Origin of the sequence: Streptomyces iranensis (genome assembly GCF_017874715.1) — a bacterium.
Lineage (GTDB): Bacteria > Actinomycetota > Actinomycetes > Streptomycetales > Streptomycetaceae > Streptomyces > Streptomyces iranensis.
Genome location: NZ_JAGGLR010000021.1, coordinates 130,071 through 154,922 on the forward strand (window position 1 = coordinate 130,071; position 24,852 = coordinate 154,922).

Annotated in this window: 23 protein-coding genes and 1 pseudogene; 13 read left to right on the forward strand and 11 right to left on the reverse strand. The window is 68.0% G+C overall.

Features of this window, described 5'->3' with window-relative positions; all coding sequences use genetic code 11:
• Window positions 1–312 precede the first annotated feature (312 nt).
• Window positions 313–534: a hypothetical protein gene (locus tag J2Z30_RS33975; protein WP_044572311.1), complete on the forward strand. Its 222-nt coding sequence runs from the start codon at window positions 313–315 to the stop codon at window positions 532–534.
• A 1,102-nt stretch (window positions 535–1,636) separates the two neighbouring features.
• Here J2Z30_RS33975 and J2Z30_RS50030 read toward each other — a convergent pair.
• Window positions 1,637–2,626, reverse strand: a complete 990-nt coding sequence (locus J2Z30_RS50030) for an HNH endonuclease signature motif containing protein (protein WP_245388738.1) — start codon at window positions 2,624–2,626, stop codon at window positions 1,637–1,639.
• Between the two features lie 189 nt (window positions 2,627–2,815).
• Here J2Z30_RS50030 and J2Z30_RS51835 point away from each other — a divergent pair, with 189 nt between their 5' ends.
• The 3 genes from J2Z30_RS51835 (at window position 2,816) to J2Z30_RS33995 (ending at window position 5,031) form a co-directional block, all read left to right on the forward strand.
• Window positions 2,816–3,349 carry a GIY-YIG nuclease family protein gene (locus tag J2Z30_RS51835; RefSeq protein WP_345661974.1) on the forward strand — a complete coding sequence of 178 codons (534 nt, stop codon included), beginning with the start codon at window positions 2,816–2,818 and terminating at the stop codon, window positions 3,347–3,349.
• Window positions 3,350–3,466: 117 nt separating this feature from the next.
• On the forward strand, window positions 3,467–4,018 hold the full coding sequence (locus J2Z30_RS33990; RefSeq protein ID WP_308280191.1) for a class I SAM-dependent methyltransferase: 552 nt from the start codon (window positions 3,467–3,469) through the stop codon (window positions 4,016–4,018).
• A complete protein-coding gene (locus tag J2Z30_RS33995; RefSeq protein WP_044572314.1) occupies window positions 4,015–5,031 on the forward strand; it encodes an HNH endonuclease in 1,017 nt (338 codons plus the stop codon). The genes J2Z30_RS33990 and J2Z30_RS33995 overlap by 4 nt, the downstream gene beginning before the upstream one ends.
• Window positions 5,032–5,436: 405 nt before the next feature.
• On the opposite strand, the gene J2Z30_RS50040 is transcribed toward J2Z30_RS33995, so the two are convergent.
• The 5 genes from J2Z30_RS50040 to J2Z30_RS34020 form a co-directional block, all read right to left on the reverse strand.
• Window positions 5,437–5,610 (reverse strand): hypothetical protein, encoded by a 174-nt coding sequence (locus J2Z30_RS50040; protein WP_245388740.1) that lies wholly within the window; start codon window positions 5,608–5,610, stop codon window positions 5,437–5,439.
• 380 nt (window positions 5,611–5,990) lie between these two features.
• A complete protein-coding gene (locus J2Z30_RS34005) occupies window positions 5,991–6,434 on the reverse strand; it encodes a PIN domain-containing protein (protein ID WP_044572316.1) in 444 nt (147 codons plus the stop codon).
• A complete protein-coding gene (locus J2Z30_RS34010) occupies window positions 6,431–6,691 on the reverse strand; it encodes a ribbon-helix-helix domain-containing protein (protein WP_044572317.1) in 261 nt (86 codons plus the stop codon). Before J2Z30_RS34010 ends, J2Z30_RS34005 begins: the two co-directional genes overlap by 4 nt.
• Before the next feature lie 288 nt (window positions 6,692–6,979).
• Window positions 6,980–7,813 carry an alpha/beta fold hydrolase gene (locus J2Z30_RS34015; protein ID WP_044572318.1) on the reverse strand — a complete coding sequence of 278 codons (834 nt, stop codon included), beginning with the start codon at window positions 7,811–7,813 and terminating at the stop codon, window positions 6,980–6,982.
• A 571-nt stretch (window positions 7,814–8,384) separates the two neighbouring features.
• Complete coding sequence (locus tag J2Z30_RS34020; protein WP_044572319.1) at window positions 8,385–9,290, reverse strand: LysR family transcriptional regulator; 906 nt, start codon at window positions 9,288–9,290, stop codon at window positions 8,385–8,387.
• 104 nt (window positions 9,291–9,394) lie between these two features.
• Here J2Z30_RS34020 and J2Z30_RS34025 point away from each other — a divergent pair, with 104 nt between their 5' ends.
• From J2Z30_RS34025 to J2Z30_RS34040, 5 genes and pseudogenes are all read left to right on the forward strand, one after another.
• Entirely contained in the window at window positions 9,395–10,387 is a 993-nt protein-coding gene (locus J2Z30_RS34025) for an MBL fold metallo-hydrolase (RefSeq protein WP_052701451.1), read from the forward strand.
• 786 nt (window positions 10,388–11,173) lie between these two features.
• Window positions 11,174–11,609: pseudogene (locus J2Z30_RS52160) on the forward strand (transposase); the annotation flags it as partial.
• A 288-nt stretch (window positions 11,610–11,897) separates the two neighbouring features.
• Window positions 11,898–12,023, forward strand: coding sequence for a hypothetical protein (locus J2Z30_RS51085; RefSeq protein ID WP_281062778.1), 126 nt, complete (start codon window positions 11,898–11,900; stop codon window positions 12,021–12,023).
• 156 nt (window positions 12,024–12,179) lie between these two features.
• A complete protein-coding gene (locus J2Z30_RS34035) occupies window positions 12,180–12,842 on the forward strand; it encodes a DUF4232 domain-containing protein (RefSeq protein WP_044572321.1) in 663 nt (220 codons plus the stop codon).
• A 60-nt stretch (window positions 12,843–12,902) separates the two neighbouring features.
• A complete protein-coding gene (locus tag J2Z30_RS34040) occupies window positions 12,903–13,646 on the forward strand; it encodes an FG-GAP repeat domain-containing protein (protein ID WP_044572322.1) in 744 nt (247 codons plus the stop codon).
• 85 nt (window positions 13,647–13,731) lie between these two features.
• Here the strand turns inward: J2Z30_RS34040 and J2Z30_RS51450 are convergent, their stop codons facing one another.
• Window positions 13,732–14,913 (reverse strand): response regulator transcription factor, encoded by a 1,182-nt coding sequence (locus J2Z30_RS51450; protein WP_063790930.1) that lies wholly within the window; start codon window positions 14,911–14,913, stop codon window positions 13,732–13,734.
• 783 nt (window positions 14,914–15,696) lie between these two features.
• Here J2Z30_RS51450 and J2Z30_RS34050 point away from each other — a divergent pair.
• Genes J2Z30_RS34050 through J2Z30_RS34060 form a run of 3 tightly spaced genes read left to right on the forward strand, consistent with a single transcriptional unit; the run spans window position 15,697 to window position 19,777 of the window.
• Window positions 15,697–17,928, forward strand: coding sequence for an MMPL family transporter (locus J2Z30_RS34050; protein ID WP_044572325.1), 2,232 nt, complete (start codon window positions 15,697–15,699; stop codon window positions 17,926–17,928).
• A gap of 5 nt (window positions 17,929–17,933) precedes the next feature.
• Window positions 17,934–19,133: a sensor histidine kinase gene (locus J2Z30_RS34055; protein ID WP_209468942.1), complete on the forward strand. Its 1,200-nt coding sequence runs from the start codon at window positions 17,934–17,936 to the stop codon at window positions 19,131–19,133.
• 5 nt (window positions 19,134–19,138) lie between these two features.
• Window positions 19,139–19,777 (forward strand): response regulator, encoded by a 639-nt coding sequence (locus tag J2Z30_RS34060; RefSeq protein ID WP_044572327.1) that lies wholly within the window; start codon window positions 19,139–19,141, stop codon window positions 19,775–19,777.
• Window positions 19,778–19,867: 90 nt separating this feature from the next.
• Here J2Z30_RS34060 and J2Z30_RS34065 read toward each other — a convergent pair whose 3' ends face one another.
• On the reverse strand, window positions 19,868–20,764 hold the full coding sequence (locus J2Z30_RS34065; RefSeq protein ID WP_044572329.1) for a helix-turn-helix transcriptional regulator: 897 nt from the start codon (window positions 20,762–20,764) through the stop codon (window positions 19,868–19,870).
• A gap of 195 nt (window positions 20,765–20,959) precedes the next feature.
• Here J2Z30_RS34065 and J2Z30_RS34070 point away from each other — a divergent pair, with 195 nt between their 5' ends.
• On the forward strand, window positions 20,960–22,363 hold the full coding sequence (locus J2Z30_RS34070) for an MFS transporter (RefSeq protein WP_044572331.1): 1,404 nt from the start codon (window positions 20,960–20,962) through the stop codon (window positions 22,361–22,363).
• Here J2Z30_RS34070 and J2Z30_RS34075 read toward each other — a convergent pair.
• The 3 genes from J2Z30_RS34075 to J2Z30_RS34085 form a co-directional block, all read right to left on the reverse strand.
• Window positions 22,335–22,802: a GNAT family N-acetyltransferase gene (locus J2Z30_RS34075; RefSeq protein ID WP_044572333.1), complete on the reverse strand. Its 468-nt coding sequence runs from the start codon at window positions 22,800–22,802 to the stop codon at window positions 22,335–22,337. The two genes, J2Z30_RS34070 and J2Z30_RS34075, sit on opposite strands and share 29 nt — an antisense overlap.
• Before the next feature lie 121 nt (window positions 22,803–22,923).
• The gene (locus tag J2Z30_RS34080) at window positions 22,924–23,649 is read right to left on the reverse strand and encodes a DUF899 domain-containing protein (RefSeq protein WP_044572334.1); all 726 of its coding nucleotides are present in this window, start codon (window positions 23,647–23,649) and stop codon (window positions 22,924–22,926) included.
• 202 nt (window positions 23,650–23,851) lie between these two features.
• Window positions 23,852–24,547 carry a DUF4232 domain-containing protein gene (locus tag J2Z30_RS34085; protein ID WP_308280192.1) on the reverse strand — a complete coding sequence of 232 codons (696 nt, stop codon included), beginning with the start codon at window positions 24,545–24,547 and terminating at the stop codon, window positions 23,852–23,854.
• Window positions 24,548–24,852 lie beyond the last annotated feature (305 nt).

Consider the following 24,852-nt stretch of genomic DNA (forward strand, 5'->3'; position numbering starts at 1 on the left):
GCACCAGATCCGCACCAGATAGAGCGGTAAGCAACGGTCGATGACGGGTGCTGCGGCGGGCACACCAGCCCGCAGCCAGCATTCGTTCATGCTGGTCAGCGGCATGCCCAGTGTCGATCACCCCGTGATTCCCAAGCTCAAAGCGCGGGTTCGATTCCCGTCACCCGCTCCAACAAAGAAGCCCCAGGCCAGCGGCTCGGGGCTTGTTTGTTGTCCAACCCCCTCCAGACGGCTCGCACCAGATGTAGAGTCCCCGGCGGTCTCCTCGGTCGAGCACTATCGTGAAGCAGAGACGGCCGACAGGGAGAGTCGATGACTGCCGCCCATGACTACAGCGATCTGCACGACATCATCGAGCGGCTTGAGCCCGAGCAGGTGGAAGAGCTGCGTCGCCACGCCCTGCGCTTGGTGAGGACGCCCCTGCCGAGCCGTTTCCGCGTCCTGCGAAGCTTCGACGGACCGTCGGACGACCTCGGAGCTCGCGCCAAGGACATCGCTCGCGAGGAACTCGGCGAGGCCGATGCTGATCGTTGACACTGGCCCCATCGTCGCCCTACTGAACCGCAACGATCCCGACCACAAGAGCTGGCCGAGCTACTGGAGTCCCACAACGGCGAACTACTGATCACGCCGTATGTGCTGACCGAAGCCTGCTACCTGCTCGCCAAGTACGTCGGCCCCGACGCAGAGATCAACCTCATCGAGGCTGTTGCCGCAGAGGACCTCGTCCAGGCCCCAACCGCCCGGGACGACCTTTCCCGCATGGCCGAACTCATGCAAGTACCGCGGATTTCCTCTTGGTGTTGCCGATGCCTCAGTAGTCGCCCTTGCGGAGCGCCTCAAAGCGCCCACGGTCGCCACACTGGATCATCGCCACTTCCATGCCATCAAACCCCTCCACGTACCCGCGCTGACGCTCCTGCCATGAGGCTGCGCCGTCCCCGATGCGTGCCCGATAGGGCGGCGAACAGCGGCCAATCACGGGCTCAGAGGGACCCCGCCGGAGCCCAGCCAGCAGCGCGTTAGCGCAGATCAGGGCCGGTTTCGCGTCCGTTAGGCCCCGTGATTCCCAAGCTCAGAGCGCGGGTTCGATTCCCGTCACCCGCTCCAGACAGAAGCCCCAGGCCAGCGGCCGGGGGCTTGTTTGTTGTCCAGACCCCTCTAGGCATCTCGTGCCAGATCCGTGCCAGATGCCTGATCGTGGCGCTCCTCGGCCGCAGCCTTGGCCGCACGGTCAGCCTCAACTGTGGATAGCCGGCCAGGGGGGTGGTACGGGCCACGTGCCGACGGATGTGCTCATGGTCTGCGGGCTGTCGTCCACCTCCGGACAGGTGCCGTCCCAGGCCGCCAGCCGCAGTCCCACCAGAGCACTCCCGGCGTTGCGGCGGCGCCGACCAGGCCGCGCAGCCGGTCGAAGAGCGGCATCAGCGGCTTCACCCCAAAACGCTGGCGCGCCTGCCCGCAAGGCTGCCGCTGATGGATGAGGCACCATCCCAGTTGGCCATCGGGCCATCATCGCCACCCACAAGCGGCAATGGCACAGTCCCCGAAGTGGCCCTGGGCCAGGATGAAGTACACCACCGTCCCCGGCCGACAGCAGGGGTACTCCAGACCAAAATCGCTCCGCCGACCTGTGTCATGGAGTGTCACGTATGATGCGGCCAGCGACTCCCTTAACTCTCCTCAACGCTATATCATAGGCCCAGGCATAAGTAGAGACCTTTTTATCGATGGAGAAGTGTCGCCCTGTCGCTGTATCCAGGACGCTATGGAACTCATCCATCAGTTCCGACCAAGCTATCGCCTCGAAATCACCATCGCCCCAACCGTAGAGAGATTTCAGCTCCTCCTTCACGGCCGAGAAGAAGGACAGAGGTTCGCGGGGTTCCTTTCCGATCCGGACATTGCTTCTCCGTAGAAATTCCTTAAATTCCTCGGGTGCGTCCACCCACTTTTCCGGACTGTCCCTGAGCTCTGCGTAGTCGATCCAAGCCCAGAAGCTCTCCGCATCGGCCACGTCTCGAGCCTCAGCGTGATGGTCTCGGCACAGCAGCGCAAAGTTCCTGACATCCATGGAGCCCCCCAGAGCAGTCGGGACAACATGCGCCCGCTCAACAGGCCTACGCCAGCACACCAGGCAGGCGGCTTCCTCCATGCCCAGGTAGTCGGCAATCGCCCGAACGGTTGGCGCCGTCTTCCGGTTAGCTGGCTCCTTCTCTCGCGGCTGAATCCCTAGCGATCCGGCATCGTACCCGTATTTACTGCCGTCATCTGGATGATTGATCTGCAAGGCGTCGGGAATGTCGTTGCGCTGCTTACCCGGGTTCCGTACATCGTAAAGAGGGGTATGAATTTCCGTTAAATAGTCTCTCAGGAATCCGAGCGCATAATCTTTGATCAGTTCGAAGGCATCGTGGTCGTATCCACCAGCCTCATTCCTGTGACCCTGGATGTCGATATAGAGAAATCGTGGGGCGCCAGGCGAGCTCTTCTCTGCTTGCTTAATACACTCGAAGATACGAAGCGCACTCCGCTCGAAGTTCTCGTATACTTTCATGTCATGGTAAATCGCAACCCCCTTTTGCGTCTTCTTTTTCCGCGTCTGCTGTCGCGTCTTCTTCGCCACGGAACCCCCCTAGGCCACGGTCTTGGTATGGCACGGGAGCATGGCAGATCGCGCTGACATCCGGGCCAAAAGCCGCGGCTTCCGAAGCGCGCGGTGCCGCGCGGTTGGCACCCCCGTGCTGTCAGTGCTGCCACGTAAGGTGCAGTGCACCGTGCAGGTCGAGTTGGGGAGGCTGCTGTGGACGCTGCCATGCTGATCAGTCCAGATCCTCTGTGGTCTGCGAGCGAGGTCTTGGCACGCCCCAGCCCCATCCCGTCGGCTCCAGGTGTGCACGGCTGGCGCTTCCATGCCTCCCCGTTCTCCGATCTTCCTGACGGTCAGTTGCCGCACGTCGGCATCGCCCCGCGGCACATGGTGACGCGGACGAGTACGCAGAACCTTCGGAAGCGGGTGCGGTACCGCTTCAGGGGCAACGCAGCCGGCTCGACCCTTCGGCTTACGCTCGGCTGTCTGCTCGGGCCGGAGCTACGACGTGTGGGCAGCGGCCGACGCAAGACGTTCGGCACGGCTGGGGAAGCCGCTCTCAGCCAGTGGATGGCAGAGAACGCCCGGGTGCGCTGGGTGGAGCACCCGGAGGCATGGACCGCGGAGGCCGACCTGATCGCTCGGCTCGACCTGCCACTCAACCTCGACCAGAGCAAGCGCAACGCCTTCCGCCCACGCTTGAAGGAACTGCGGGCCCAGGCACGCCAGCGAGCGAGGGAGCGACCGGTCACGTCATGAGTAGGGAGGTCTTGAAGCACGTTGACAGGGGAGAGGGAGGCGGACATGGGATCGCGACCGGCCAGTGCCATGGGTTACGGGGACGACGCCGAGGAAAGGGCGCGCCAGTATGAGGCTGTGGCCTTCGAGACCGTGCACGACGACTTTCTACCCTGGCTACCGGCTGATCCGGGCAGGGTGGTCGACATCGGCGCGGGCAGCGGCCGGGATGCCGCCGCGCTGTCCGCTCGCGGGCACCAGGTCGTGGCCGTCGAACCCATCCCCGAACTGCGGGATGTCGCAGAGCGCCTGCACGCGGACGCGGCGATCGAGTGGGTGGACGACGCCCTTCCAGCGCTGAGCGGCCTGCGGGGGAGATTTGACCTGATCCTGCTCTCCGCGGTGTGGATGCACCTGGACGAGCAGGAACGCTCTGAAGGCATGCGTAGGCTGGCCGAGTTGGTCTCCCCCAGGGGCTGTGTGGCCATGTCCCTGCGGCACGGCCCGGTCCCTGCCGGGCGGCGCATGTTCGAGGTCTCCGCGGCCGAGACCATCGCGCTGGCCGACCGGTTCGGCCTCTCGCCTGTGCACCACGGTGAAAAGCCGGATGTCTTGGGCCGAGCAGGTGTCAGATGGAGTGCCCTCGTCTTCCGGGCAGAGGCTGACACCGATCGTGGTGAGGGCGAATGACCGTGGACTTCTACGGCACGCAGCCGAGCGCCCGCACGTCTTGGCGGCTGGCCGTGTTGATGGGCGCCAACTCACGCACCTACAAGTTCTCCCTCGGAGCCGCGCTCCTGGGATACGCCGCACAGGACAGAACGGAGGTGACGCTGGAAGAACTCGCCGCGCCCTACGCCATGGGGCTGCTCGCACACTTGGCAGAAGCACCCCAAGCACCATCAAGCCAATCGTTGCGCGACTCGGACTTCCTGGCGTTGGCCAAACAAGAGGCCGAGGAGTCAACCAGACTTGGCCACCCGACGGATCGACTCCTGCACGCGGCCGTGAAGTCCATGCCAGAGATGGTGATGCAGAAGTTCCACAACCTGCGGGGCGGAACACAGACGGCGCATCGCTTCTACGAGCTGGCCGGAACATCGAGCAAGCGCATCGTGCGACTGACCGCCGACCTCCGCAGTATGGCTCAAGGTGAGCAAGCCTCCGGTCTCCGCGGTGAGTTGGACGCACGGTGGAATATCGTCGAGAGCTCCTTCGCCGCAGGCATCGGCCGCAGCCTCATGGAAGAGGGTATCGCGGTGGACTTGCAGACTCTGAAGATCACGGACAAGCTGCGCCGTCGTCCGGTCACCGGGGTCATCGAAGCCATGGTCGGGTTCCAGCACGGGCGCTGTCTGATCTGCACCCAGCCGATGGGCCCCGATGACAAGACCGCCGTCGACCACGTGTTCCCGTTCTCCCTCATGAAGCGCATGGGCGGTGTGTCCGGCTGGCAGGGGCCCGACCTGGACGTCATCTGGAACCTTGCCCCTGCCCACAAGGCATGCAACAGCGCCAAGAGTGCCCGGCTCCCCACTCCCCAGGAACTGCACCGCCTCGCCCAACGAAATGAGGCGATCATGCAATCGCCCCGTCCGCTGAGGCGAACCCTTCAGCTCAGTCTCAGAGACATGCGGCTGGGCAGCGGCGTCGGTGCCCCGTGGTCGCGCTTCCTCCGCCAGGTCCAAACCTTCTGCGACTGATCACGAGCACTGCTGTGCCACATGCGTGTCAGAACGAGCGGTAGACCACGGTCAACCATCCGCCACGCTCAAGATCGCCCAGGAGTCATTCTCAGGGGTCGACCCGTTACCCGCTCCACCACGAAGCCACAGGTCAGCAACCTGAGGCCAAGCTTGCTTGTTGGCTGCCGTTGTCCAACCCCTCCCAAGCGCCTTGCACCCTCCTGGAGATCCCCGCCACAGTCGACGTCGGGGCCCGGCAGGCCGCCGCATACGCGGCGGTGACGGCTCCGACGCACCATGGGTGCCACGCCCAGGATGGGCGAGGGCGATGACCTCGAAGAGGTCGAACAGGACGATGCGTAGGCCGATGGACATGGTGCGGTGGACATGGTGGGACTTCCTCCGGGTCCCAGCGGTTTCGGTTCAGGGGCGGGAGTCCGGGGCGCGGGCGAGCGAGGTGAGGGATGTCAGGGCGTCGGGGCCGGTGGGAGCGAGGACGACGCTGGTCGCGCCTGCTGCGTGGCGGGCTGTGATCGCTTCGCGTGCCTGGTCGGGGGCGCTGGCGACGCTCAGTTGGCGGACCCAGGCGGCGGGCATGGTCTGGGCGAATTGCCGGGCGTCGGCACAGGCGGCGCGGTGTTCGCGCAGCCGCGCGGCGAACGGCAGGGGGTCGATGTGGGCGGCCCAGTCCGGCTAGCCGATGGTGGTCAGTCCGTCGCGGACGCGGGCGAGAGCGGCGTCCGCGTCGTCGTCGACAGCGGCGTCGTCGTAGGTGACGACAGAGGCCCAGGTCAGCGGCTTGGGCCTTGTTTGTTGCCCACTATTGTCTAGACCGCGCTATGCGTCTCGTGCCAGATCCGCGCCAGAAGCCCTCACCTCTTCAACCGGGTGGGCGCACACCGGGCCGGCCCGGGTCGACAACTCCGCACGGGAGAGGGCGAACTGGCCTTCGAGGTCTTCCGGAGTGCGGTGGGACTTCAGAGCGGTAGATCGTCAGGCAGGACACGAAACGCCTTGTGATGGCCGAGGGGACGTACGGCACGGAAGTCTCGGCGGTCCAGGGTGAGGATCGCGTCGGTGTCGTAGTCGGCTGCCAGGGCGACGTTCACCAGGTCGGTGAGATCAAGGTCGAGCGCCAGGTAGCGGGATCGGACGGTCTGAGCGATGCCGAGGTGCCCTTCGGTGATCTCGGGGACGGATACCCGGCCGCGGCGCATCCAGCCCCGGATGTCGTCGATCGCGCTCACCGCGGCCTCACGGCCCAGTTCGCGGGTGGCTACGTGGTCCAGTTCAGCTAGCAGCAAGGGCGACATGACGAGCAAACCGGCGGTCATGATCGCCTCTTGGGCCGCTTCGTGCTCAGGGTGCGTGGAATCGAGCGCGGCCAGCAGGCCAGAGGTGTCAGCGATGACGACGATCACGCAGTAGTTCCTGAGCCGGTTTCGCGCTGGGCAGCATCAGCGACGACATCACGAACCTCGTCCTTGGAGAGATTGCGCCCAGGGCCGGCGAACGTGCGGGAGAACAACGGCTCATCCCACACACGATTGGCCATCGCGGCGAGATGGATGCCCTGCCGGATGATCTCGGCCTCACTGATGCCACGGCGCTTGGCCGCCTCCTTGATGATGGCGAGATCTTCCGGGTCGGCGTAGACATTGGTCCGCTTCATGGACATGTACCAACGGTAGCATATGTACCAGATTGATGTATGTCGAAGCGGAGCGTAGGCGAGCGGAGATTCGCCTCCATGCGGGTTCTACATAAGCCATGCACCAACGGCAGGAGTGTGAACCGCTGAAAGTCCCGTAGCGATTACGTGGAATGGCCCCACTCGCTCCATGATTCCCGGCACGGCTGATGCCGTCTCGGATGCGCGGAGGCGCATCGTCCAGTACTCCAGCCGTAGACCGTGCTCTTGTGACTGGGCTCTCCAGTCGGCCACATCGGTGCGTGTTCCGGTGGCTCAGCCCTCGCGTATGACGGTGCGCAGGTGGGTGCCGAAGACGTCGGGGGTCTCGACGAACCCGGTGTGGCCGCCGGGGAACGTCGTCAGCTCGGTGCCCAGCGACTGAGCGAGCGCGCGGGAGGTTCGATCGCAGAGCTGTCCGGCGGAGTCGTTGCCGATGCCCACCACGATGCGGGTGGTCGCCGCGCGTAGGGCTGCCGGGTCAGGCTGCCAGTAAGTGGAGGCGCGCATCTCGTGCGCGAACCAGCGGCGCTCGTCCGCCACCTGCTGCGGATCGCGCTCCCCGCCGAACATCTGCTCAATCACGGGCTCGGGCATCGTGATGTCGGCCTGGGCGAAGAACTTCTTCCAGGCCCCCGTCACGTCACCGGCGAGGTAGGTGGCGATGAGGTCCTCGGTGCCGGTGCGCAGTTGCTCTCGGTCCTCCAGCAGTTCGATCAGCGGTGGCTCGTGGGCGACGAGGGTGTGCACCTGGTCGGGATGGGTCTGAGCGAGGGCCAGCGCGCTGACGGCGCCGCCGCTGGAGCCCAGGACGATGGCCGGTCCCGCGCCGACGTGGGCGATCAGCCGGGACAGGTCGTCGGCGCGCAGTTGGGGTGTCGAGTCCTGGTCGGGGTCGTCGAGTGTGCTGCGGTTGATGCCGCGTGGGTCGGTGGTGAGCACGGTGTGGTCGGTGGCGAGCATCCCGGCCAGCGAGGCGAAGGCTGCGGCGTCCATCGGGGCACCGACCAGCACGATGAGAGGACCCTCGCCGCGTACTTCGTAGTGCAGACGCGCGCCGGGCACCTTCAGGGAACGGACAGTGGCGGTGTCAGTCGGGTCAGTGATCATGCGCTCTCCGGATGAGGCCGTGATGGGTCTGTCGATGACGTAGACCCTCCGGACGGTGCAGACTCATCGCTCGCAGATCGCGGCTACTGATGATCTTTGCGTGATGTCGCGCCATGGCCGACGATCGTCGCAGTTCAAGACGATGCCGTCGGCGACATCACGCGTGGAATCTCAGCAACAGCAGCTCTGACCGGAGTGTCAGGCATCTGCGAGAGCGCATTGGGCGGGGCCCCACAGCAAACAGGGACGCCGGCGCGGCCTCGGGGCTGATGAACCAAGGCGCTCCTCCGCATACGGCTTCGCAGGTCGGGGCTTGTACACACCCGTTAGCCGCCGGTGATCCCCAGCTCAGAGCGCGGGTTCGATTCCCGACAGCCGCTCCACAGCAAAGCCCCGGGCCAGCGGCCCGGGGCTTCTTTGTTGTCCAGACCTCTCAGGGGTCGCCGTGCCCTGGCGTGCCCTGACTCGCCGGGATGACGGTGCGGCCGCACGGCTCGCTCCGGCGGCGGTGGAGCTATCCGCTTCCACAGCTCATCGATAGCAAGGTTGGCAGTCCCGATACATGACCTTGTCAGAGAACCCGGCTGGGCTGGGTGGGTTGGGCGGGTTGGCTCGGCACCATGTCGTTGCCGGCGACGTCGATCAGGTCGAGGACGAGCTTGTCGAGCTCTCCGGCTCGCCAGGCGAGTACCACGCGGCTGGGGCGGTGGCCGGTGACGGGCACGAAGCTGACGCCCGGTGTCGCGTGGCGGTGAGCCGCGGCCGCCGGGAGCAGGCCGACGGCGGACTGCCACACGACGGCGTGCAGGCACTCGCCGATCGTGGTCACCACGGGCGTGTCCGGATCGTCGGAATCGGCGGCGAGCCAGAAGTCACGCCACTGCGGGTCGGCCCCCGGCGGCAGCCGGAACGTCGTGCGTCCGCGCAGGTCGGAGACGTCGATCCGGGCCGACCCGGCCAGTGGGTCGCTGGAGGGCATGACGGCCACCAGGGGTTCCTCGTAGAGGACCCGGATGGCAAAGCCCGTCGTGTCGAAGGGCAGGCGGGTGAGGGCCACATCGACCTGCCCCGTACGCAACCCCGCGCTCGGATCGGTCAGGCCGCACTCCCGCAGCCGGACGGCTGCCCGGGGATGCCGTCGGCGGAAGGTCTCCTGCGTCCCGGCGTCGAGGACCGCTCCCGCGCCGGCGACCGCGCCGACGACGATCGTGCGGTGTCCGGTGCTCTGTCGCACCTTCTCCTTCGCCCGCTCGGCGTGTTCCAGCAGTTCCTTCGCCTCGTCGAGCAGGACCCGGCCGCTGTCCGTGAGCAGCACACCTCGCGGTGACCGTTCCAGCAGTCGGCAGTCGAGTTCCTCCTCCAGTTCTCGGATGCGCCGGCTCAGCGGCGGCTGCGACAAGTGCAGGCGGGCGGCGGCGCGGCCGAAGTGCAGTTCCTCGGCTACAGCGACGAAGTACCCAAGCTGCCTCAAGTCCATGACCGGCCACGATACCGAGACGCTCGGGGCGATACGGAATCGGTCCTGGACCTGGTGGTCTCGGACGCGGTGACATCGGTGCGGTACAGAACCGAGGAGGAAGCATGCACGGCAAGCTGCTACCGGTCGACGGCGCGCGGGTGACGACGCTGATCGACAATTCCAGCGACGCCCTGCTGCCGGACGGACGTCTCGTGAGGCGGTGGGGCCTGGCCGGGGCAGGGGCCGGCGCGCCCCTGCCCATAGCACCGGCCGGCCTGACCACCGCGGGCACCACGATCGACGTCCTCCGGGCCGAGCACGGCTTCTCGGCGATGGTGGAGATCAGCACAGGCGGTCGCAACCGGCGGATACTCTTCGACGCCGGAGCGACCACCGACGGTCTGATCGGCAATCTCGACCGCCTCGGCGTGCACCCGGACACGTTCGAGACCATCGTCCTCAGCCATGGTCACTTCGACCACGTGACCGGTCTGCACGGACTGGTACGCAGACTTGGGCGACCCGCCATGCCGGTACTGCTGCACCCCGACGCGTGGCGGCGGCGCCGGATCGCCGGCCCTGGCGGCGTGCTGGACCTTCCGACGCCCAGCCGCAGCGCCATCGAACGGGCCGGCTTCACGGTGATCGAGGACCGGCGGCCGTCCTTGCTGCTCGACGACTTCCTCCTGATCACCGGAGAAGTCGAACGCAGTACTGACTTCGAGACGGGCATGCCCGGCCACCAGGCTTGCCTCGAAGGGGAATGGGGCCCGGACGAGCTCATCGAGGACGACCAGGCCCTCGTACTCAACATACGGGGCAAGGGGCTGGTGATCCTGACCGGATGCGGACACGCGGGGATCATCAACCTCATCCGGCACGCCCAGAAAGTGACAGGAATCCAGCAGTTGTACGGGGTGCTGGGCGGCCTGCACCTGCGGTCCGGGCCGGTCGTCGACCGGACGATCGACGAGTTGGCCGCCGAGGCGCCCGAAGTGGTGGTGCCCGCGCACTGCACCAGCTGGGCGGCACAGCAGGCGCTGGCGACCCGGCTGCCCGACGCCTTCCTGCCGAACTCGGTCGGCAGCACCTTCCTTCTGGGCGGAGAGATATGACTTTGCCTCGGCGTCCTTCGGCCCTCGCCCGTCCAAGACCACCCATCCTTGCCGCCAACGTGCCCGCCCCTCAGGACAGCTTCCAACGGTCGATGGGTGCGGACCGCCGTCGAGACCCTTGGGGCGGGAGCCTTGGGGCGGGAGCCTTGGGGCGGGAGCCTTGGGGCGGGAGCCTTGGGGCGAATTTCAACGGTGATTCGAGCGAGTTGAAATTCACTGATTCGGGAACAACAAGACCTTCCTACGAGATCATGTCGAGAGATTCCGCAGCACCGAAAGGCTCGCGGCGGCTACTTACGAATTGGCTCGGTAATTCCGTATAGGCCGAGGAAATCGGATGACACGACAGGGAAATTCCGAGAAGTATTGCGTCGCCGACAGCTCGATGACTACGATCGAACTCAGTAGTTAGCGGCCATCGCTATCTGCTGAAACCATCTTCGAGAGAATGTATTTTGCTTCGCAAGGCATTGATCACGCTCGGATGCGTGGCGGCGATCGGAATGGCGGGTACGGCTTCGGCTTCGGCGGATGCTTCGCGGTATATCGCGTCGTACCCCACACATGAGCAGTGCGTAAGGGCAGCGCATATGCTCACCGGCGGCGGCACCGGCGAGAGCTGGAGCTGCCGGTCGAACAACGGCGGTCCGTATAAGCTGTACGTTTGGTGACGTGGGCAGTTTGCTGCCGGACCAGCGAGTGACCTGTAAACGCGGATGAACCAAGGCGCGTGAAGTGCCTTGGCCCGCTTTCAACGCTCATAGTGGAGCCCGCCCGAAAAGGTGGGTGCGTGGGGGAAGTGGGAGATTCCGAGGGCCCCGGGGGAGCCGCCGTCTGGCTCGTGAGCGGGAGGCATACTCCCAGCTCATGAAGTAGGGCTACAGCAACACGGAAGCCTGCCGGGTCCTCGGTATCAACCGGCGGACCGGTAAGAGACGGCGCAACAGCTGGCACATGCCGAACAGCGGGAAGCCGAAGCCTCCGATCCACATGGCGGCTTCGGCTTCTTCCGGCCTATCCAGGTGCCTGCGCGCGAAGAGGATCGCATCCACATAGCCGACCCGAGTTCATCCAGTACCACCTCGCCATGCGGTGGAGCCCTGAACAGATCTGTCACGCTCTGCGCAGGCTCTTTCCCGACACCGGCCGGGCCCGGCGCCGGCCGCACCGCCAGTCCTACAAGCGACTGCCTCGCAACATTCCGCACATGGTGATGATCGCTTTTCCGTTGGGAGCGTGAACAACTCGGCCGCCTGTTCACGCTGCACGCGGACGGCCGGGCATCCCCGCCACGATCGACGTCACCGCCCGGGAGCTGAGCGGCTAAACCGCGGCATCGGCCCGGATCTCGTCGAGGATGGAACGCGCGCCCTGGCCGATAAGCTCTCCGGCCAGGGCCTCCCCGAGCTTCTCCGGCTCTCCGAACGACCAGGATGGCGAGCCGGATAGCGACCCCGATAGCGAGCCGGAAACCTGGCGGGTCCCGTCCATCCACGCCGTTGGGTGAGCTGTGGAACCTGACCGCTCTGACGGCTGGCTGCCGGGCCACCGGCCGCTGGACCAGCCTCCTGGCCGTAAGCCCCTCAACCTCACCGGTGGCGTCGGCTCCCCCGCCAACGCCACCGCTCTGCGCTGACCCCCAACGACCCCGCGGGCACGTCGGTTGATGGAGCGTCAGCGATTCGTTAGTGGCGCGCTAATGGAACGGTAGCGGTCACCGGCAGGGTGAGTGGCACACCGAGCGAAACGTCGCCGGGCGCAGTACTCCGCTGATGACGAAGAGGGTCATTCCATGCTTATCACCCGCTCCCGGATCCGTACGTTCGCCAGTGCAAGTCTGTTGGTGACGGCCGCGATGTTCGCCACCGCTTGTCAGAACTCGGACGACACGAGTAGCGGGTCCAGTGACTCGTCCGCCTCCGCCGAGGCGGACACCGGCAAGGACAGCGCCTCTGGCTCGGAGGCCGGGTCCTCCGATGGGAAGGACAACGGGGCCCAGGACGGCTCCGGCGCCGACACCGGGAATGGTGAGCGGAGCAAGGTCGGGCAGGCGTGCGGGGCCAATGACATCTCCTGGAGCACCAGGGAGGAGACGCAGGCCGGCGGGTACATCCTGGTCATCGCGAAGGCCAAGCCGGGGATCACCTGTGTGCTGCCCGCCGCGCTTCCCACGGTGGCCTTCGGGTCGGACGGTACCGAGGCGGGTCCCGCGGAGCAGGCCGTCGGGGAGGCGGTCACGCTGGGCAAGGGAACGACCGCCTATGCCGGGGTGAACCCCAAGACCACCAACGAAGACGGCGGCAAGGAGCTGGACAGCATCATCGTCGGGGTCGGTGCTGAGGACCCCAACCCGGTCTCCCTGCCGGTCGGCACCATGACCGTCGACAAGCCCATCGTCACCAACTGGCACACCTCCGCGGCGGATGCCGTCCCCTTCGGTGGAACGGACCAGTAGCCATAGGGGGTCGGCTGTGCACCGCGGTTTTCTCGCAGCAACAACGTTAGGAGTTCGTAGATGCTTCGCAAACGGTCACGCCTGATCGCCGCGCCGATCGCGGCTGTCGCCCTGACCCTGACTGTCGCCGGTTACCACGCCAGTGCGGCCGGGTCGTCGCCCTCGGGCGACGCGGGACAGTCGAAGGTCACCAAGGCGGCGGGCCCGTGTCTGGCCGATGCCACGACGCTGGTCGGCGATCTGGACGGCGACGGCCACCCGGACAAGATCGCGAATCCTGGGCACACCGGCACCAAGATGACCATCCAGTGGGGGGCCGCGGACGGCTCGTTCGGCGCGAAGCAGTCCGTCAGCGAACTTCTCGGCGCGAAGAAGGGGGAGGTCGCGTCCGCCGCGGTCGCCGACTTCCAAAACGATGGCACCCTGGACATGATCGTCAACATCGTCGAGCCGTCCGGCGGGGACGACCCCTCGACGGCGCGCGTCGCGGAGTACCGCCCCGGCCCGCTCAAGCGGTCGAACCTGGGCTCCACCGACTCCCGGCACTCCGACATCGGCGACCACGGCGAGGTCCAGCAGCTCCGGATCGCCAACTACGGCGACGACCCGTACCCGGACCTCGCGATCCTCAACAACTCCGGTGACGGGCAGTTGGACCGGGACGTGCGTCTGTCGTACGCGGGCAGCGGCCCCGGGGACTTCGACTACGCGCTGAAGGAGAAGTACGGCGAGTTCGGGACCACGGCCGAGCCGCCGGCCATGCCCAGCGACGGCTGGAAGCAGTTCTACGAGCCCTGCTCCTGATCCTGACCGCAACTGGGCGCCGCCGGTCCTCTGGGCACCGGTGGCGCCCGGCGTCGTCGGCGCCCGGCGTCGTCGGCGCCCGGCTTCAGGTGTTCTCGCGGTTGTTGAGGATGTCCAGGATCCGGCCCGCGTGGCCGTGGCCCAGGCGGGGAGTCTCCGCGTCGGCCGTAGGCCGGGAAGTGGACGGGGCGCGGTAGACGTAGCCGATGCCGCGGGCCGAGACGATCGCGTCGCCGCCCAGCGGCGTGGCGTCGAGCTTGCGTCGCAGCCGTGAGACGGCGAACTTCACCCGGGTGGAGGCTCGCCCGCCGGGGTCGTTCCAGGCCGTGGCCAGGAGATGCTCGAAGGGCTGTACCTTGCCCGCGTTGCGCACCAGGCAGTTCAGCAAGCGGAACTCGACGGGCGTCAGCTGCAGCGGTTTGCCCACGACGTGGACCTCCGCGCTGAGGGAGTTCAGGCGCAGCAGCCCGTCCTCGTAAACCGGTTCCTGATTCTCCGTGCTGCCATGGCGGCGCAGTACCCGTGCCATGCGTGCCAGAAGCTCCTTGGGGCTGAACGGCTTCACGATGTAGTCGTCGGCGCCCGCGGCGAGGCCGATCACGAGGTCCTGGTCGTCGGATCTCGCCGTCAGGAAGATCACCGGGATGTCACTGACGCTGCGCAGGCGACGCAGTACCTCGATTCCGTCGATGCCCGGCAGCATGATGTCGAGCAGGACCAGATCAGGACGTCGCGCGTATGCCTCGCGGAGGCCGGTGGATCCGTCGAGCGCATGGCTGACCTCGTAGCCGCCGAGCTTTGACAGCATCATCCCGATAACGGTGACCATGGCCTCGTCGTCCTCGATCAACAGCACCCGGGGACGGCGACGTGTCGGCGGCTGTGGCTGTGTCTGTGGCTGTACCTGCGGCTGTGGCTGTGGTTGTGCGGTGTCCCGGTCGGTCAGTCGGACCGTTCTGACATCACGGGCCGACACTCCCTGGCCGACCAGGAAGTCCAGAGCCACCTCGTAGCACGTGTCGCACAGCCGGGTCTCACGGCGGTTCAGCACGATGGCGAAGCGCGCCGTCCGGCCACAGGCGTGGCCGGCGATGTCCGTCGCACAGGGGCCCGCCGTGAGAGCGGAGACGTTCTCCGCCCGGCGCCGGGTCCGGCGGGCGGCCGACCGGCAGGTGTCGGAGCAGTAGCGGCGGCGCCGCCCCACCTTGGCGGGCGTGGGCAGCGGCGATCCGCACTCCTCGCAGCGGTCTGCGGCGGCGTCATCCACGTGCGGCCCTCCTCCTCAAGCTCCTCCTCAACCGTCCTCGACCTCCGTCGCGACGCAGAGCACGTAAAGAACGTTGAGCACGTAATCCGTTTCGTGCCGCGACTCAGGTGCGAAAGAGTTAGCGTCTCTTGGTTCTTCCGTACGTGTGCAGTTTCCTGGAATTGTGCGGCCCGGCCGCCTCGCGACAGCCGGGCCCGGGGAGTCACGATCGCCTGTGCTGTCCGGCGTCGACGATCCGCTCCCCCATCGCGCGGAGAGCCCTCGCCACTATGGCGAGGGCCTCGTGCTGAGCCAGGACGGCGACCGCGTCCAAGACACCGGACACAATGCACAGCCCCACCCCCCACGAGGTGCTCTCCCGCAGGCACCACCTCCCAGCCGACGACTCGGGCTCAAGGGCGCGGGCGGAGTTCCGTTCCGTCCCTCCCCCGTTCTCCTCCGTGTCCGTGTCGGGGCTGTCCGGCTCGGGGGTTCGGCACATCGGGCGACCTCCTCTCGACAGCGACCGCGACCATCGCGAGCTGTCGCGACTCGCACGCGGTGGCCATGCCGCGTCGGAAGCCGATCGGCGTGTCCTCCCCCTCACCCAGGGTGATGCGCTCACAGTGCGGCCTGCCGACGCGCCCCCGCAAGGCACCGCAATCAACGTAGCTTCGGCACCATCGCGTTGGCCGCGCCTCGCGCCGGGTGCGTCAGTAGCCGTACCGTCCACCGATCGGTGGACGGGAAGTTCAACCGGGTACCTCTGTCGGCCAACTGCGCCGCCCAGCAAGGCTTTCTGGCATGAAATCACTCACTGTGCGCATGGCGCGCTGGAGCGCTCGGCACCCCTGGCGGGCCATCGTCGGCTGGCTGGTGTTCGTGGCGCTGTGTCTGGGGGCCGGGAGTGCCGTCGGGACACACAGCGCGACGACGGCCGACTACCGGGTCGGCGAGGCCGGGCGGGCGGAGGCGCTGGCCGCCGAGGGGGGTCTGGAGCGCCGGGCCACCGAGCAGGTGCTGATCTCCGCCCCGTCGGGCGCCCTCGACCGGGACGCGGCCGAGGCCGCCGCCGGGGATCTGACCGCCCGGATGGAGCGGCTGCCCGAGGTCGCGGGCGTCGCCGACCCGCAGCTGTCCCGGGATCGCCGGATCCTCATGGTCGAGGTGGCGCTGAAGGGCGAGGAACGGGATGCGAAGGACAAGGTCGACGCGCTGACCGGACAGACCGGCGCCGTGGCGAAGGCGTATCCGGGGCTGCGGCTGGAGGAGACCGGAAGTCCCTCCATCAGCAAGGGGGTCGATCAGCAGCGCGGCGACGACCTGGCGCTCTCCGAGAAGATCACGCTCCCCATCACCCTGATCACCCTGTTGGTCGTCTTCGGATCCGTGACCATGGCGGGGGTGCCGCTGCTGCTCGCGCTGTCGTCCATCGCGGCGGCCATCGGGCTCTCGATGGTGGCCTCCCATGTCTCTCCCGACGCCGGGGTCGGCACGAACGTCATCCTGATGATCGGCCTCGCGGTCGGCGTCGACTACTCGCTCTTCTACCTCAAACGGGAGCGCGAGGAGCGCGCCCGCTCGGGCGGCCGGCTGAGCTCCGAGGCGCTGGTGGACATGGCCGCGGCGACCTCGGGCCGGGCCGTCGTGGTCTCCGGGCTCGCGGTCGTGGCCTCCACCGCGACGCTGTATCTCGCCTCCGACGTCATCTTCTCCTCGCTGGCCACCGCCACGATCGTGGTCGTCCTGGTCGCGGTGGCCAGCTCGCTCACGGCGCTGCCCGCGATGCTCGTCAAGCTGGGCGAACGGGAGGAGCGCGGGGCGCGGCGCCGTGCCGGCCGAGGAAAGCCCGCGCGCCGGACCCGGGGCAACGGCGGTGGCCGCGTATGGGCCGCTCTGCTGCGCCCCGCGAGCCGGCACCCCTTGGCCACCCTGTGCGTGTCCGTACTCGCCCTGCTCGCGCTCGTCATCCCGTTGGCCGGGTTGAAGATCACGGAGATGAGCCGGGACACCCACTCCCGCGACATCGCCGCCATGCGGGTGTACGACCGGCTCAACGAGGCGTTCCCGGATCAACGGGTCACCCACCAGGTCGTCGTACGTGCCGACGCCGGGCGATCCGGCGAGGTCGGCGGGGCGCTGCGGGAGCTGGCCCGGCGCGCCGACGCCGACCCGCTGTTCACCGGCGCCTCACCCGTGCGGACCTCCGCCGACCACCGGATCAGTACGCTCGAGCTGAGGGTGCCGTACCTGGGCAACTCCGACCAGGCGTACGACTCCCTCGACCACCTGCGCGAGGACTACCTGCCCGCGACCGTCGGCCGGGTCGGCGGGGCGGAGTTCGGAGTGAGTGGCGACGTCGCCCGGTACGCCGACTATCCCGCGCACCAGAACGGCAAACTCCCGCTGGTCCTCGGGGCGTTGCTGCTGGTGACCTTCGCGATGACCGCGTACGCCTTCCGCTCGCTGGTGCTGGCTCTGCTCGGGGTCCTGCTGAATGTGCTGTCCGCGGCGGCCGCGCTCGGTCTGCTCGTCCTGGTCTTCCAGGGGACCTGGGCCGAGGGGCTGCTGGACTTCCACTCCACCGGTTCGATCGGATCGCGCGTACCGCTGTTCCTCTTCGTGATCCTCTTCGGGCTTTCGATGGACTACCAGGTGTTCGTGGTGAGCCGCATCAGGGAGGCCGTACTGGCGGGCGCGGCCACGAGGCAGGCCGTGCTGGACGGCATCCGGAGGTCGGCGAGTGTGGTGACGAGTGCCGCGGTGGTGATGACGACGGTCTTCGTGAGCTTCGTCTTCCTCCACATCATCGAGATGAAGCAGATCGGCTTCGTCCTCGCGGCGGCCGTGCTGCTCGACGCCTTCATCGTCCGGATCATGGTCCTTCCGGCGGCGATGCTGCTGCTCGGTGAGGCGAGCTGGTGGCCGTCGCGGGCGGCGGGTCGGGCGACGGAGCGGGCGGCGGGTCGGGCAACAGAGCGGGCGGCGGCTTCGGCCGACACGGCCGACGGACGACCGGCGGTCGACGTACGTTGATCGGTATGACCGCTCTCGCCACCCCCTTGGCCGACGCCTTCTGGGCCACGTCGCTGCGCCGGTGGAACGCCGTGTGCTGGGTGCTGTTCGGTGCGATGGCCGTCGGCCTGGTGACGACGGTCCCGGCCAGCGGGAGCAAGTACGAGGCGCTCGCGCTGCTCAGCTGCGTGGTGCTGTGCTACGCGGTGCTCGACCGCTTCCCGGGGAACCCCGTCGTACGGCCGCGGGTCTATCTCTCGGCGCTCGTGCTCGCGCTCGGCGGGCTGGCCTACCTGGGCAGCAGCTATGCGGCGCTGTTCATGGTGACGCTGCCGCACTACTGGATGTTCGGGCGCACACCGCGGGTCTCGATGGGGTTCCTCGGGCTGGCCACCGGTGCCACGCTGGCCGGGAGCCTGATCCGGCAGGGCTGGACCGCGGAGTTCTTCGGCGAGACGATGGTGTCCACCCTGATCGTGGTCGCGGTGGGGGTACTGATCGGCCTGTGGGCGCACTCGGTCGTCGCGCAGAGCAGTGAACGGGCGCGGCTGATCGAGGAGTTGGAGCGTACGCAGGCGCAGTTGTCCGAGGCTCACCAGCGGCAGGGCGCGGCGGACGAACGGGAACGCATCGCACGGGACATCCACGACACACTCGCGCAGGGCTTCGCGTCGATCATCGTCCTCGCGGAGGCGGCCCAGGCGGGCATTCACCACGATCCGGCGACCAGCGCCCAGCAACTGCGGTCGATCGAGTCCACCGCCCGGGAAAACCTCGCCGAGGCCCGGGAGCTGGTCGGCTCGGCACGGCAGCCGGGCCCTGGGCAGGTGGCGGGCGGCTCGGTGGCGCAGACCCTGCGCCGTACGCTCGACCGCTTCGCGGAGGACACCGGACTGGCGGTGGACGCCGACCTGGCAGACCTCGAGTGCGACCAGCAGACCCGTATCGCGCTGCTGCGCTGCACCCAGGAGTCCCTGGCCAACGTGCGCAAACACGCGCGCGCGTCCATGGTCGGCGTGGTGCTGGCGCGGCGTCCGCACGGAGTGGAGCTGGAGATCACCGACGACGGAACCGGGTTCCTGGTCGGGGAGTCGACGGGCTTCGGACTCGACGGCATGCGCAAGCGACTGGCGGAGCTGGGCGGGAGGCTCACGGTGACGAGTTCGGTGGGCGACGGGACGCGGATCCTGGCGATGATCCCCATGGCGGGCGAGGTGGAGGCATGAGGGACATGGGCGAGGGAGGTCTGCGGATCGTCGTCGTGGACGATCACACCGTGATGCGGGCCGGGGTCATCGCCCTGCTCGCCGCCGAGGACAGTATCGAGATCGTCGGCGAGGCGGGCGACGGACGCGCGGCGCTCGAACTCGTCGAGCGGTACGACCCGGACGTGGCCCTGGTCGATCTGCGGATGCCCGTACTGGACGGGGTGGCGACGACGACCGAGATCGTCGCCCGGTATCCGCGCACCCGGGTGCTGATCCTGACCACGTACGACACCGATACGGAGATCGAGCGCGGGGTGGAGGCCGGTGCCATCGGCTATCTGCTCAAGGACACCACCCGCGAGCAGCTCGTCGGCGCCATCCACGCGGCGGCACGGGGCGAGACGGTGCTCGCTCCCCGGGTCGCGGAGAAGCTGGTCGCGCGAATGCGGCGGCCCGTTCAGGACCCGCTGACCGACCGCGAGACCGATGTCCTCAACGCCGTGGCGGACGGTCTCACCAACGCCGAGATCGGACGACGCCTCGTGATCGCCGAGGCCACGGTGAAGACGCATCTGCTCCGGCTGTTCGCCAAGCTCGATGTGAACGACCGGACGAGGGCGGTGGTAGTGGCCATGGAGAGAGGAATCCTGGAGCGGCCTTAGCGGGCGACGCCGTCGGTGAGGCCCCGCCGTTGCCGCTGTCGCCCTCTTGCCGCTGTCGCCGCTGTCGCCGCGAGCAGTTCCTGGTGGTGGTCACGGAAGGAAGCTCACCGATTCACCCCTGGGCAGTGCTTCGTCGGTGGCGGCCCAGCTGGCCAGCAGCTTGAGGGTGTCTTCATCGGGTGAGCCGGGCCGCGCGCTCATGGCCGTCAGGCTCAACGAGGGCTGGGCGGGCAGTTGCATCGCGTCGAAGGCGAGCGTCAGATCGCCGACGACGGGGTGGTGGAAGTGCTTCAGGCCGCTGTAGTGCAGGCGCACGCTGTGCCGGGCCCAAGCGGTGCGGAAGTCCTCGCTGCGGGTGACGAGTTCGCCGATGAGGTCGGTCAGGCCCTTGTCGTGCGGGTTGCGGCCGGCCTCGGTGCGGAGCAGGGCGACGGTGTTGTTCATCGACTCCTCCCAGTGGCGGCCGAAGAACTCGCGGCCACGGGGGTCGAGGAACTTGAACCGGGCCATGTTCACCGGTGGCTTCCGCCCGTCGGTGAACAGGGGCGCGTACAGGGCGAAGCCGAGCCGGTTGGCGGCGATGAGGTCGAGACGGCTGTTGCGGACGAACGCGGGCGCGTCGGTCATGGAGTCCAGGATGCGCTGCACGTTCGGCGGAACCTGGGTCTGCTGCTGAGGGGCGCGACGGCGCTTTTGTGAGGTGGTGTTGGCGGCACGGGCCAAGTCCCACAAGTGGTCGCGTTCGGCCTCGTCCAGCTGGAGGGCTCGGGCGAGGGAGTCCAGGACGGCTTCGGAGGCACCGGCGAGGTTGCCGCGCTCCAGGCGCACGTAGTAGTCGACGCTCATTCCGGCGAGCATGGCGACTTCTTCGCGGCGCAGACCGGGGACGCGGCGGTTGCCGCCGTAGGCGGGGAGGCCCGCCTGCTGCGGGGTGATCCTGGCCCTGCGGGAGGCCAGGAACTCCTTGATCTCGTTCCTGCTGACCACGGTCTCCAGGCTAGGTCCGCCGTGGAGGGTGTGGGGGGTTCTGTCGTTACCTGGCACAGCTTTACCTTCCCCACCGGTGTGACCAGCGGTTTCATCGAGAGTGTCAGCGGGGCGGCGCGGATCGCCCCCGGCGGGCGGCCGCCGCGTTCCGCGCCCCCCTGGCCCACACTCCCCTCTCACCGCCTGGAGGCCTTCGTGCCCACCACCACATCGCAGCCGGTCGTTCCGGCGGTCCGGGACGGCGGCCGTCACCCGGTCGCGGCCCTCGCCGCCTGCGTGGTCGGCTTCTTCGTGATCACACTGGACGCCACGGTCGTCAACGTCGCCCTGCCCACCATTCGTGACGAACTCGGGGGCGGGATGAGCGGTCTCCAGTGGGTGGTGGACGGCTACACCCTGATGTTCGCCGCGCTGCTGCTGTCGGCCGGCGCCCTCTCGGACCGGATCGGAGCCCGCCGGGCCTATGGGATCGGCGTGGCGGTGTTCGTCGGTGCTTCCGCCGCTTGCGGCCTGGCGCCGGGCCTTGGCGTCCTGGTGGCCGCCCGGTTCGTGCAGGGCGCCGGGGCCGCGGTGGTGATGCCCACCACGCTGGCCCTGATCAGGGAGGCGTACGACGATCCGGGGCGCCGGGGCCGTGCGGTGGCGGTGTGGGCGATGGGCGGTGCCGCGGCTGCCATGGCCGGCCCGCTCGTGGGAGGTGTGCTGACGGGGCTGAGCTGGCGGCTGATCTTCTTCATCAACGTCCCCGTGGGCGTGGCCGCCCTGATGCTCCTGGCGCGGATCCGGCCTTCGCCGCACCGGAGGGTGCCCTTCGACTGGGCCGGTCAGGTTGCCGCTGTCGCGGCGATGGGCGGGCTCACCTATGGCGTGATCGAGGCCGGCGCCGACGGATTCACCGCACGGCGGGTCATCGTCGCGCTGGCCGTCGCGGCGATCGGGCTGGCCGGCTTCCTCGTGATCGAGGCCCGGAGCGCGCACCCAATGGTGCCGCTGGAGATGTTCCGCAACCGCACGATGGTGATCGCGGCCACCGTGGGCTTCACCTTCATGATCGGTTTCTATGGGGTGCCGTTTCTGTTCAGCCTCTACTTCCAGCAGCTGCGCGGCCTGTCGTCGATGGCCACCGGTGTGGCGTTCCTGCCGATGATGGCCTGCTCAGCGCTGCTCACACCGGCCTCCACCCGGTTCGCGCGATGGGTCGGCCTCAGGACGTCGATCACGGGCGGGCTCTCGCTGATGGCCACCGGAATGATCGTCCTGGCGGTGCTGCCCGCGACGGCGCCGGTCTGGGCCGTGTCCGCCCTGATGATCCCCGTCGGTCTCGGCGGCCCGCTGATCATGCCGCCGCTGGCCGCGCATCTGCTCGATCACGTGCCCGCCCACCGCGCGGGCGTCGCCAGCGGGATCCTCAACACCGCCCGCCAGATCGGCGGCGCCCTGGCCGTCGCCGTCTTCGGCGCCCTGCTGGCGGATCACGCGGGCTTCCTGCGCGGCCTGCGCACCAGCCTGATCATCACCGTCGTCGTACTGCTGGCGGCCACGGCGGCGACCCCGCTGCTGACCGGCCCCTTCACCGCTCGTCGGACGCGAGCCCGGTGATGCGCTTCCGGTAGTGGACGCGGTCGTACTGGCCGTCCTGGCGGCGTTCCGTCACCTCGTATCCGTACCTCGGGTAGATCTCCTGGTTCTCCCACATGAGGGCGTTGGTATAGAGCCGGATCTCCGGCAGGCCGAGGACGCGTGCGTGGGTTTCGGCGAAGGTGAGCAGGTGCTTGCCCACGCCCTGGCGGTGGGCGTCGGGGTGTACGGCGATGTTCTCCAGGACGAGATGGCCGGGCTCGGCCACCAGGACCAGTACGCCCACGACCGGGTCGCCGGTGACGAAGACGCGGCCCGCCGCGATATCGGCCGCGTGGTCGGCGTCCATGGGTGCCGGGCGGAGTCCGATCCGGGCGACGTAGGGGCGGTATGCCGCATCTATGACGGCCTTCACGGCGTCGGCGTCGGGGGCCGTCGCGGCGCGGATGTGGTGGTCCATGGCTCCTCAGTGTGCGGCATACGGACGTCGAGGTGTCGCGGGGCCGCGGGGCCGCGGGGGTCAGGCGGGCTGGTCGTGGGGGCCGCCTCGGTCAGGCGGGCCGACCGTGGGGCCACGTCGGTCAGGCGGGCCGGCCTCGGGGGCCCCGGCGCGTTTGGGCCAGCCATTCCGGGGCCGGTTCGGGGTCGCCGTATGCGTCGTGCCAGTTCCACCATTCGTACGGCGGGGTCTGCGGGTAGCCCTCGGGCGAGTCCTCCCATGCCTCCTGCCGCCCGAGCGCGGTCATGTCGAGATAGCTCCAGGTGCTGCCCAGCGCCTCATCGCCGCGGGCATTGATGAAGTAGGTGCGGAACACGCGGTCGCCGTCGCGGATGAACGCGTTCGTGCCGTGCCACTCGTCCACGTCGAAGTCGGCGTCGAAGTCGTCGGTGATCGTGTACCAGGGCATCGTCCAGCCCATCCGCGCCTTCACCTGCTCGATCTCCGGCTGCGGGGCGCGCGAGGCGAAGACGAGGGTGGTGTCGCGGGCGTTGAGGTGGGCCAGGTCGCCGACGTGGTCGGCGACCATGGAGCAGCCGCGGCAGGCGTGCTCGGGCCAGCCGTGGACGATGGGCTCGAAGAAGGCGCGGTAGAGGATCAGCTGACGGCGCCCCGCGAACAGGTCGAGCAGGCTCACCCTGCCCTCGGGTCCGTCGAACGCGTACGCCTTCTCCACCGCCAGCCACGGCATCCGCCGCCGCTTGGCGGCCAGTGCGTCACGGGCGCGGGTCAGCCGCTTCTCCTCACCGAGCAGCTGCCGGCGCGCGGCCTCCCACTCCTGCGCCGAAACGATCGGGGGTGTCTCCATCGTGACGTTCACCTTCCAGTCCGGTTCCGGTCCGGTCCACGCTCCACCGCCCCCGCCATCCAGGGTCGGCCGTCGTGGGCGAGGGCGCACGCCGGTGCGCCGGAAGTCGAACGTTCGATCGCTCAGGCGGTCTTGTTGCCCATACCCGTCGCTCATAGCAAATCCCCAGGCCAGCGGCCCGGGGATGCCATGCTGTGCGCGACTACTTGCCGGTACCGACCGGGTCCACCTTGATGGCGTCGCCGGAGCCGTCGGTGACCGGGACGTTGATGCTCACGGGGAGGGAGTGGGCGTGGGTCTCGTTGGGCGGGGTGACGACGAGGGTGGTGAAGGTCTCGCCGCTGCCGCCGGAGTTGTTCGGCGGGTAGTACAGCGTGAAGCGGGTCTCCTCGCCCGGCTTGACCTTGGTCTTCGGCGCCGCGAGGTCGCTGCGCTCGGCGCTGATCGAGCCGTTCTTGCTCTTGAGGTCCACACCGGGGAAGCCCTGGAGGGTACAGGGGGCGGACCCGTTGTTCTTGAGGTCGACGATCAGCGTGCCCTCACCCATGCCGTGCGAGCTCCTGAACCCCAGCTGCGAGGTCTTGCAGGCGCCCGCACCGGCACCGCCACCGCCGCCCGCACCGCCATTGCCCTGGTTGCCGCCGGCCGAACCCGACGAGCCCCCGTCCGACGAGCCGGAGGAGCCGGAGCCGGACGAACCCGAGTCCGAGGAGTCGCTCGCGGCCGAGGAGGACGAGCTTCCGCTGGCGTCCGCGTTGTCCTGGCACGCGGTCAGACCGAACGCGGCGACAGCGACGACCGCGGCGGCGGCGACCTTGCGTGCATGGCGAAGAGTGGTGGTGCGGTGCGACATGAGTCCTCTGTTGTCGTGGGCTTCGACCCCGTCCTCCGGGGCCATGACAACAAGACTGTCAGTCGAAACTGACGATCTACTGCCGCGTCACTAACGCCCTGATAACAGGTTGGCAATGCTCTGACCAGGTACTTCGTCGTCCCGACCGCCTTGTAGAACGAACCCGCTGAATATGAGCGCGAGTTATGTCATGTACGGAATCAACCCCTTCGTCCGGCCGGTCCCACGGGCACTGAATCGATCCGGAAGACTTCCGAAAATTTTCGATGAAGGTGCCTCAGAAATGATCTCGCCTCTCTCCCTCTCATCGATCATTCCTGGATTCGATCAATAAGGGGAGGCGTTGAACA

What these genes read in the sequence shown, in the direction of transcription:
- J2Z30_RS34080 (WP_044572334.1), bottom strand. Translation starts at nt 23,649, where the DNA reads ATGGAGACACCCCCGATCGTTTCGGCGCAGGAGTGGGAGGCCGCGCGC.
- J2Z30_RS34050 (WP_044572325.1), top strand. Translation starts at nt 15,697, where the DNA reads ATGAAATCACTCACTGTGCGCATGGCGCGCTGGAGCGCTCGGCACCCC.
- J2Z30_RS34055 (WP_209468942.1), top strand. Translation starts at nt 17,934, where the DNA reads ATGACCGCTCTCGCCACCCCCTTGGCCGACGCCTTCTGGGCCACGTCG.
- J2Z30_RS34025 (WP_052701451.1), top strand. Translation starts at nt 9,395, where the DNA reads ATGCACGGCAAGCTGCTACCGGTCGACGGCGCGCGGGTGACGACGCTG.
- J2Z30_RS34020 (WP_044572319.1), bottom strand. Translation starts at nt 9,290, where the DNA reads ATGGACTTGAGGCAGCTTGGGTACTTCGTCGCTGTAGCCGAGGAACTG.
- J2Z30_RS34075 (WP_044572333.1), bottom strand. Translation starts at nt 22,802, where the DNA reads ATGGACCACCACATCCGCGCCGCGACGGCCCCCGACGCCGACGCCGTG.
- J2Z30_RS34040 (WP_044572322.1), top strand. Translation starts at nt 12,903, where the DNA reads ATGCTTCGCAAACGGTCACGCCTGATCGCCGCGCCGATCGCGGCTGTC.
- J2Z30_RS51835 (WP_345661974.1), top strand. Translation starts at nt 2,816, where the DNA reads ATGCTGATCAGTCCAGATCCTCTGTGGTCTGCGAGCGAGGTCTTGGCA.
- J2Z30_RS34010 (WP_044572317.1), bottom strand. Translation starts at nt 6,691, where the DNA reads ATGTCCATGAAGCGGACCAATGTCTACGCCGACCCGGAAGATCTCGCC.
- J2Z30_RS33975 (WP_044572311.1), top strand. Translation starts at nt 313, where the DNA reads ATGACTGCCGCCCATGACTACAGCGATCTGCACGACATCATCGAGCGG.
- J2Z30_RS33995 (WP_044572314.1), top strand. Translation starts at nt 4,015, where the DNA reads ATGACCGTGGACTTCTACGGCACGCAGCCGAGCGCCCGCACGTCTTGG.
- J2Z30_RS34015 (WP_044572318.1), bottom strand. Translation starts at nt 7,813, where the DNA reads ATGATCACTGACCCGACTGACACCGCCACTGTCCGTTCCCTGAAGGTG.
- J2Z30_RS34060 (WP_044572327.1), top strand. Translation starts at nt 19,139, where the DNA reads ATGGGCGAGGGAGGTCTGCGGATCGTCGTCGTGGACGATCACACCGTG.
- J2Z30_RS34085 (WP_308280192.1), bottom strand. Translation starts at nt 24,547, where the DNA reads ATGGCCCCGGAGGACGGGGTCGAAGCCCACGACAACAGAGGACTCATG.
- J2Z30_RS34035 (WP_044572321.1), top strand. Translation starts at nt 12,180, where the DNA reads ATGCTTATCACCCGCTCCCGGATCCGTACGTTCGCCAGTGCAAGTCTG.
- J2Z30_RS50040 (WP_245388740.1), bottom strand. Translation starts at nt 5,610, where the DNA reads ATGCCCGCCGCCTGGGTCCGCCAACTGAGCGTCGCCAGCGCCCCCGAC.